Source organism: Bradyrhizobium sp. WSM2254 (assembly GCF_000472645.1).
Classification (GTDB): Bacteria; Pseudomonadota; Alphaproteobacteria; order Rhizobiales; family Xanthobacteraceae; genus Bradyrhizobium; species Bradyrhizobium niftali.
The window spans coordinates 73178-79537 of sequence record NZ_AXAB01000048.1; the positions used below are offsets into that span (position 1 = coordinate 73178).

The window sequence follows — 6360 nt, forward strand, 5'->3', positions numbered from 1 at the left end:
TGGATTCCGGGCTCGCCGCTGCGCGACGCCCCGGAATGACGATGCGGCGCGAGCCGCCCGCCTCAATCGCTCACGCCGCCTGCGGCGTCCGGATCTCGCGCGGCAGGATCAGCGCGGCGGCGATCGCGAGCAGGCAGAGCGCGGCGAAGGCGTGCAGCATGGTGACGAAGCCGCCCTGCTCGTAGAGCCAGGCGACCAAGCCGACGGAAGCGCCCGCCGCGGTGAAGCCGACGAAATAGCGCACCGCATAGGCACGCGAGCGCCACTCCTCCGTGGTGTACTTGCCGACCATGGCGTCGTTGACCGTGACCTGCCCGAACGCGCCCATGACGATGCCGATCGAGACCAGGATCAGCGGCAGATTGGACAGGCTCGCGGCAAGATACAGGAACGGGGCCAGCATGAAGGACAGCGGCAGCGCCACCGTCTTCAGCGAATAGCGGTCGAGCAGCCGGCCGATCGTGTACTGCGTCATCGCGCCGAATACGTAGACGCAGGCCGCGATCACGCCGAGCAGCGCCGGGCTCTTGGTGAGATCGGCAAGCCGCTCCGCGAACAGCTTTGGCAACGCGACGGTGACGGCATTGAACGTGGTAGAGATCGCGATCACGACGATCAGCAGCGAAAGGATCACGCGCCACATGTCCTGCTTGGCGACGCGCGCCTGCGCCGCCGCCTGCTTCGAGCCCTTGCGGTCCTCGTGCACGACCATCATCGCAAACGCGATGCCGATCAGGATGGTGACGACGCCGGGCACGATGAAGGCAAAGCGCCAGCCGAGATACTGGCCGATCACGCCGGTGACCAGCGCGGAGGAGGCGACGCCGAGATTGCCCCAGACGCCGTTCAGCCCCATCTCGCGGCCGAGCCTGTCGGCATAGGACACGATCATGGCGGTGCCGACGGGATGGTAGATCGAGGCGAAGATTCCGATCGCCAGCAGCGCCGCGCCGAGCTGCGCCGACGTCTGCACGAAGCCGACCGCGATCATGGAGAGGCCGATGCCGAGGAAGAAGATCAGCATCATGTGGCGGCGGCTCCAGCGGTCGCCGAGCCAGCCGGTCAGCAGCGAGCCCGCGCCGAAGGCGATAAAGCCCGGCGTCGCATAGGGCAGAAGTTCCGAATAGGCCATGCCGAGCGCCGGCCCCATGATGATCACGGCGGCGGCGAAGATCAGCATCGAATAATGGTCGATGAAATGGCCTGCGTTGACGAAACTGATGACCCGGCTGGGGCTGTTCATACGAATCCTCTCCTGCTCCGAAATGAGTTATATGTCCTGGGCATGACGAGATGCTGCCAATGACTGTCGTGGAAACGCCAATCCTCCGGGCGGTCCGGAGCAATCATCGCTCGCCCGCGGGCGTGCACCTGGTCGCCCGCGATTATCCCAAGGGCATGCGGATCGACCCGCACCTGCACCGCGAGGCGCAGTTGATCTATGCTGCGAAGGGCACGATGCAGGTGACGACGCCAGGGGGACGCTGGCTGGTGCCGCCGGACCGGGCCGTCTGGGTGCCGGCCGGGCTCGAGCACGCCCTCGACCTGCTCGCCGATATCGAGATGCGCACGCTGTATTTCGACCTGTCCTGGCTGAAGCGCGAGCAGCGCTATGACGGCCTGACCAGGGAATTCGTGGTGCGGGTGTCGCCGCTGCTCAACCAGGCGATCCTGGCGCTGTTCGACGCGCGCAACACCGATGAGCGCACCGAGCTGCTGGTTCGCCTCGTGATGCTGGAATTGCACCAGGCCGAGGATTCCGCGACCTTCGTGCCGCTGCCGCGCGAGCCGCGCTGCCGGCGCGCCGCGATGATCGTGCTCGACGACCCCACCGGCCTGCACGATATCGACACGCTGGCGCGCGAGGTCGGAACCTCCGCGCGCACGCTGTCGCGGCTGTTCTCGACGGAGACGCAGCTGAGCTTCAAGAGCTGGTGCCAGCGCGCCCGGATCGCCGCGGCGATCCAGCGGCTGTCGACGGATGCGAACGTCTCGGTGAAGCAGCTCGCCACCCAGCTCGGCTATGCCAGCGTGCCGGCGTTCTCGGCCGCATTCCGTCAGGTGACGGGGCGGACGCCGACGGAATTTGCGGGGAAGGGGTAGCTATCGCCTCGTCATTGCGAGCGCAGCGAAGCAATCCAGAGTCTTTCCGCGGCGGCAGTCTGGATTGCTTCGCTGCGCTCGCAATGACGGCGCGTGAGGCAGCCGCCTCGTTCTCCAAATGCCACCGGCGGGACATGACAGCGTGCTTGGAACGCATGGCACCACGAAAGATACAAAATTCCTCTGCTTGATTGTGATCGGCTTCCGCCTAAATCCCGTGTAAGCTTCCGCAGCGCACAAACCGGAATCGAAAAGCCCAGATGGCCAACGCCTTCTTCTCAGACCTGCTCGCCACAATCTCCGATCGCGGCCGCACGCTGCTGCGCCGCGGGGATTCCGACGACACCAAGCACGATGCCGACGGGCTGATCGAGCTCTGCGGTGCGCTGCTGTCCGGTCGTGGCGAAGCTTCGGGCACTGCCATGGCGCGTGAGGTGCTCGACATCTACCAGGAGTTGGATGCGGCAGGACGCCGCGCCTTCTTCGAAGCCCTGGTGCGCGATTTCGGTCCCGATCGCGAACGCCTGTCCAAGGCGATCGAAAAATGGCGCGCCAGGCCCAGTGACGAAGACGCGAGCTCGCTGCACTTCGCCTCCGAGCCGCGGCGGCAGGAGCTGATCCGCCGTCTCAACCGCGCGCCCGGCGGCACCGGCGACCTCGTCAACATGCGCGCCGATTTGCTCGGCATGATGAACGGGCACACCGATCTTGCCGCGCTCGATCGCGACGTCTCGCATCTGCTCTCTTCGTGGTTCAACAGGGGGTTTCTCGTGCTGCGCAGGATCGACTGGTCAACTCCGGCCAACATCCTCGAAAAGATCATCCGCTATGAAGCCGTGCACGAGATCAGCGACTGGGACGATCTGCGCCGCCGCATCGATCCGGTCGACCGCCGCTGCTACGCCTTCTTCCATCCCGCGATGGTGGACGAGCCCCTGATCTTCGTCGAGGTGGCGCTGACCGAAACGATCCCCGGCGCGATCGCGCCGCTGCTCGCGGTCGACCGCCAGCATCTGCCGATCGAGCGCGCGCGCACCGCGGTGTTCTATTCGATCTCCAACACCCAGCGCGGGCTTGGCGGCATCTCCTTCGGCAGCTTCCTGATCAAGCAGGTGGTGGAAGAGCTGCGCCGCGAGACGCCAAAACTCGACACCTTCGTGACGCTGTCGCCGGTGCCGGGCTTCATGCAATGGGTGAAGCAGGACAAGGACCTGCCGCTCTCGGACGAGGACCGCGAGGTGCTGAAGCGCCTCGACGATCCCAAATGGTTCGAGAACCCCGAGACGACCGCGCTGCTACGCGCCGTGATCGAGCCGCTCGCGGCCTATTACTTCCTGAAGGCGCGCACGCCGAAGGGCAAGCTGATCGATTCCGTCGCCCGCTTCCATCTCGGTAACGGCGCGCGGCTCGAGCGCATCAACTGGCTCGGCGACCTTTCGCCAAAGGGCGTGCGGGAATCGGCCGGCGTGATGGTCAACTACCTCTACCGCCTCGACGACATCGAGAAGAACCACGAAGCCTATGCCAATGACGGCGAGGTCGTGGCGTCGAGCGCAGTAAAGAAGCTCTTGAAGGGCGAAGGCCGGCGGCTGCTGGACATGCGGTTGTCGTAAGAGGACGAAATACGCCAAGGCGCGATTGGAATTCATACCGCAATGACTTCCGATGGCGCCGCATCTCCCCGGCCAACAAATGCTACGGAGCGAATTGACGCTATCGACGTGTTGCGCGGCGTCGCCCTGTTCGGCGTCATGGCCATCAACCTCGTCATGGAGTTTCGCATTTCGATCTTCGAGCAATTTCTTGGCCCCAAGACGTTCGCCTCGCCGGTCGATCGCGCCATCGAAACGGTCCTGACACAGGCCGTCGAACTCAAGGCGTTTGCGCTGTTTTCGCTGCTGTTCGGCGCAGGCCTTGCCATTCAATTCGATCGGCTGACAAACAGCGGGCGCCGCATTTCGCTCCTCATGCGCCGGCTCGCTGTGCTGCTGGTGTTCGGCGTCATTCACCTATGCCTGATCTGGAACGGCGATATCCTCACCGAATATGCTTTGGCGGGGTTCATCGTGCTGCCGTTCCTGTCTGGTCCGCGCTGGCTACTGACGCTCTCCGCGTTGGCGTTCCTGGCGCTGTACCTGGCAATGCAGGCCTTTCCGCCGGCTGGATTGTTTCCCAGCAGGGCTGCGATCTGGCGGGACGTCATGGATGCAAATCGCATTTATGCGACGGGCGGCCTCCTCGACGTATTCGCGTTCCGTCTCCGCGAAATTCCTCTCATCGCGTCTCTGCACGCGTTCGTCTTTTTGCGCACGATCGGGCTGTTTCTTGTCGGAGCGCTCGCGTGGCGCAGCGGGATTTTGCAGAATGTCCGTGGCCTGCTCGTCATCGCGCCCCTCTGCATCGGTTTTGGCGCCGCATTGATCCATATCGGCAGGGAGCCACTTGGCACCATCCTGCTGGCGCTGGGCTATGGCGCCGCCATTCTTGGCATCGCCAGTTTCGAGCACGGCAAGAGGCTGCTTGGCTGGGCCGCGCCGTTGGGCCGAATGGCGTTCACCAACTACGTCGCACAATCCCTTATCTTCGGCTGGATATTTTACGGCTACGGCCTTGGTCTGTTCGGGCGGCTTGGCATCACCCAGGCCCTCGCCATCGGCATCATCGTCTACGCTGGACAGGTGCTGTTCAGCGCATGGTGGCTGCGCCACTACCGATACGGCCCGATCGAATGGCTATGGCGCACGCTGATGTATGGTGTACGGCAGCCGATGGTGGCGACACAGGTGGCGGTGGCGGGGTGACGACCCCGTGCGCAATTGCGCACTAGGCGAGGCATGACAGCGGAGTTTGAGGATGCGTTGCGCGAGATGCGAGCTGCCTCCTCAGCGTCGTCCCGGCGAAGGCCGGGACCCATAACCACAGGATTGGATTTGGCGAAGATTCGGAGTTGCCAGTTCGCCCCATAACTCCTCCCTGGGGTTATGGGTCCCGGCCTTCGCCGGGACGACACTGAATAGCTAGCGCGGCCTTCGCGCTCCAATACTACTCCGCCAGCGCCTTCATCTCCTTGTAGAGATCCGACTTGCCCTCGAAGCCGATGCCGGGAAGATCCGGCATGGTGATGTGGCCGTTCTCGACGCGGACGCCATCCGGGAAGCCGCCATAGGGCTGGAACAGGTCGGGGTAGCTCTCGTTGCCCCCTAAGCCGAGGCCGGCGGCGATGTTGAGCGACATCTGGTGGCCGCCATGCGGGATGCAGCGGCTCGGCGACCAGCCATGGGTCTTCAGCACTTCGAGCGTGCGCTGGTATTCGCACAGGCCATAGGACAGCGCGCAGTCGAATTGCAGCCAATCGCGATCAGGACGCATGCCGCCGTAGCGGATCAGGTTGCGGGCGTCCTGGTGACTGAACAGGTTTTCGCCTGTCGCCATCGGGCCGGGATAGAATTCGGCGAGCGCGGCCTGCAGCGCGTAGTCGAGGGGATCGCCGACCTCTTCGTACCAGAACAAGGGATAATCCCGCAGCATCTTGGCGTAGGCGATGCCGGTTTCCAGGTTGAAGCGGCCGTTGGCGTCGACGGCGAGCTGCGCGTCCTTGCCGATCTCCTTCAGCACCGCCTCGATGCGGGTGCGATCCTCGTCGATATCAGCGCCGCCGATCTTCATCTTCACGACGTTGTAGCCGCGGTCGAGATAGCCGCGCATCTCGCCGCGCAGCATCGAGAGATCCTTGCCGGGATAGTAGTAGCCGCCGGCGGCGTAGACGAACACGCGCGGATTGGCTTTGACGCCGTGACGTTCGGCGAGCAGGCGGAACAGCGGCTTGCCGGCGATCTTCGCCACCGCATCCCACACCGCCATGTCGATGGTGCCGACCGCGACCGAGCGCTCGCCATGGCCGCCCGGCTTCTCGTTGGTCATCATCGCGGCCCAGACCTTGTCGGGGTCGAGATTGTCGCCGGCCGCATCCAGCAGCGATTTCGGATCGGCCTCCAGGATGCGCGAGGCAAAGCGCTCGCGGATCAGGCCGCCCTGCCCGTAGCGGCCGTTGGAGTTGAAGCCGTAGCCAACGACGCGCTTGCCGTCGCGCACCACGTCGGTGACGACGGCAACGAGGCTCGTCGTCATCCTGGTGAAGTCGATATAGGCGTTGCGGATCGGCGAGGAGATCGGCTTGGTGATCTCGCGGACGTCGACGATGCGGACGGACATGGGCGTGGCTTTCCTAGCTAACTCTCTCCACTCGTCATGGCCGGG

Annotated in this window: 5 protein-coding genes; 3 read left to right on the forward strand and 2 right to left on the reverse strand. The window is 64.4% G+C overall.

What is annotated here, in order from left to right; translation table 11 throughout:
* Nucleotides 1-70 precede the first annotated feature (70 nt).
* Nucleotides 71-1243, reverse strand: coding sequence for an MFS transporter (locus A3M7_RS0130560; RefSeq protein ID WP_027547338.1), 1173 nt, complete (start codon nt 1241-1243; stop codon nt 71-73).
* A 59-nt stretch (nt 1244-1302) separates the two neighbouring features.
* Here A3M7_RS0130560 and A3M7_RS0130565 point away from each other — a divergent pair, with 59 nt between their 5' ends.
* The 3 genes from A3M7_RS0130565 to A3M7_RS0130575 all read left to right on the forward strand — a co-directional run bounded on the left by A3M7_RS0130565 (nt 1303) and on the right by A3M7_RS0130575 (nt 4904).
* Entirely contained in the window at nt 1303-2103 is an 801-nt protein-coding gene (locus tag A3M7_RS0130565; protein WP_027547339.1) for a helix-turn-helix transcriptional regulator, read from the forward strand.
* A 260-nt stretch (nt 2104-2363) separates the two neighbouring features.
* Nucleotides 2364-3716, forward strand: coding sequence for a malonyl-CoA decarboxylase (locus A3M7_RS0130570; protein WP_027547340.1), 1353 nt, complete (start codon nt 2364-2366; stop codon nt 3714-3716).
* Between the two features lie 42 nt (nt 3717-3758).
* Nucleotides 3759-4904 carry a DUF418 domain-containing protein gene (locus A3M7_RS0130575; RefSeq protein WP_027547341.1) on the forward strand — a complete coding sequence of 382 codons (1146 nt, stop codon included), beginning with the start codon at nt 3759-3761 and terminating at the stop codon, nt 4902-4904.
* A gap of 241 nt (nt 4905-5145) precedes the next feature.
* On the opposite strand, the gene tarD is transcribed toward A3M7_RS0130575, so the two are convergent.
* Complete coding sequence (gene tarD, locus A3M7_RS0130580; protein WP_027547342.1) at nt 5146-6315, reverse strand: D(-)-tartrate dehydratase; 1170 nt, start codon at nt 6313-6315, stop codon at nt 5146-5148.
* Nucleotides 6316-6360 lie beyond the last annotated feature (45 nt).